Origin of the sequence: Mesorhizobium sp. M1E.F.Ca.ET.063.01.1.1 (genome assembly GCF_003998155.1) — a bacterium.
Classification (GTDB): Bacteria; Pseudomonadota; Alphaproteobacteria; order Rhizobiales; family Rhizobiaceae; genus Mesorhizobium.
Map to the genome: position 1 here is coordinate 1 of NZ_RZSC01000977.1, position 1,871 is coordinate 1,871.

The window sequence follows — 1,871 nt, forward strand, 5'->3', positions numbered from 1 at the left end:
GAAGCTCAGCGCGCCGCTTGCCGATATCAAGGCGAAGGCGAAGGATGCAGAACCGCCGCGCGGCTTCGTTGCAGCGCTCGAGGCCAAGCGGAAGGCCGGCGGCTTCGCGCTGATCGCCGAGATCAAGAAGGCGAGCCCTTCCAAGGGCTTGATTCGCGCCGACTTCGACCCGCCGGCGCTCGCCAAGGCTTATCAGCAAGGGGGCGCCGCCTGTCTTTCGGTGCTGACCGACGCCCCGTCGTTCCAGGGCGCGCCCGCTTTCCTGACCGCCGCGCGCGCCGCCGTCAGCCTGCCTGCCCTGCGCAAGGATTTCCTCTTCGATCCATACCAGGTGCATGAGGCGCGGGCCTGGGGCGCCGACGCGATCCTGATCATCATGGCAAGCGTCGACGACGCTTTGGCTCGTGAGCTCGAAGCCACGGCGTTCGAGCTCGGCATGGACGCGCTGGTCGAGGTGCATGACGAGAAGGAGATGGAGCGCGCGCTTCGCCTCTCGTCGCGGCTGATCGGCATCAACAACCGCGATTTGAGGACCTTCGAGACCAGCCTCGACGTTTCCGAGCGACTGGCGGCGATGGTGCCGGCCGACCGGCTGCTGGTCAGCGAAAGCGGCATCTTCACCCATCAGGACTGCCGCCGGCTGGAGAAGAGCAGGATCGGCACCTTCCTCGTCGGCGAAAGCCTGATGCGGCAGGCCGATGTGGCCGCCGCGACCGCACTGCTACTGACGGGCAAGGCGCCGGCCGAGGCCGTCTGACGATGCCCGCCCTCACCCATATCAGCGCCGGCGGCGAGGCCAACATGGTCGATGTCGGCGACAAAGCCGAGACGACGCGCACGGCGATCGCCGAGGGTTTTGTCTCGATGCGGCCGGAGACGCTGGAAATGATCCTGACCGGCGACGCCAAGAAGGGCGACGTGCTGGGAACCGCGCGCATCGCCGGCATCATGGCGGCAAAGCGCACGCATGAGCTCGTTCCGCTCTGCCACCCGCTGCTTCTCACCAAGGTTGCCGTCGACATCGAGCCCGACCGCGCGCTTCCCGGCCTCAAGGTTACCGCGCTTGCGCGCGTCACCGGCAAGACGGGTGTGGAGATGGAGGCGCTGACCGCCGCGTCGGTCGCCTGTCTCACCATCTACGACATGGCCAAGGCGGCGGACCGCGCCATGGTGATTTCCGGCATCAGGCTGGTCGAGAAGACCGGTGGCAAGTCGGGCGACTACAAGTCGGCCAAATCCGGGGCAGGTTCATAAATGGCATTGGTTCCGGTCGCCGAGGCTCTCGAGCGCCTGCTGGACGGCGCTGCGGCGTTGCCTGGCGAAAGCGTGCCGCTGGCTGATGCGGCCGGCCGCGTGCTGGCCGAGTCGGTGGTCGCGCTGCGCACCCAGCCGCCCTTCGAAGCATCGGCCATGGACGGCTATGCCGTCCGCTCCGCGGACGTGGCATCAGCGCCGGCGCGGCTCTCGGTGATCGGCGTGGCGCCGGCCGGGCGCGGCTTCACCGGCTCCGTCGGCGATGGCGAGGCCGTGCGCATCTTCACCGGCGCTCCCCTGCCGGAAGGCGCCGACACCGTCGTCATCCAGGAGAATGTCCGCGCTCCCGGCGGCGGCGACATCGAAGTGATGGAGCCGACCGCGCAGGGACGCAATGTCCGTCGCCGCGGGCTGGACTTCGGCCAAGGCGACATGCTCCTCGAAAGCGGTCGCCTGCTCGACCCGGCAGCGCTTTCGCTTGCCGCATCCGCCAATCATCCGAACCTCGATGTGGTGCGGCAGCCGCTGGTGGCCATCATCGCCACGGGCGACGAATTGCTGCCGCCCGGCAGCGAGCTTGGCCCCGACCAGATCATCTCGTCCAACGCCTATGGCGT

3 protein-coding genes are annotated in these 1,871 nt (G+C 68.3%); all 3 read left to right on the forward strand.

From position 1 onward, the window contains the following. On the forward strand, positions 1-757 hold a 757-nt coding region (trpC, locus tag EOA29_RS34980; protein WP_127222299.1), incomplete at its 5' end, for an indole-3-glycerol phosphate synthase TrpC. A 2-nt stretch (positions 758-759) separates the two neighbouring features. Continuing rightward, positions 760-1,254 carry a cyclic pyranopterin monophosphate synthase MoaC gene (gene moaC, locus EOA29_RS34985; RefSeq protein ID WP_126093900.1) on the forward strand — a complete coding sequence of 165 codons (495 nt, stop codon included), beginning with the start codon at positions 760-762 and terminating at the stop codon, positions 1,252-1,254. Continuing rightward, positions 1,255-1,871: molybdopterin molybdotransferase MoeA (locus tag EOA29_RS34990; protein ID WP_145969997.1), on the forward strand; the 617-nt coding region annotated here is incomplete at its 3' end.

Excerpts from the sequence above, each read along its gene's own strand:
- moaC (WP_126093900.1), top strand. The coding sequence starts at position 760 with ATGCCCGCCCTCACCCATATCAGCGCCGGCGGCGAGGCCAACATGGTC.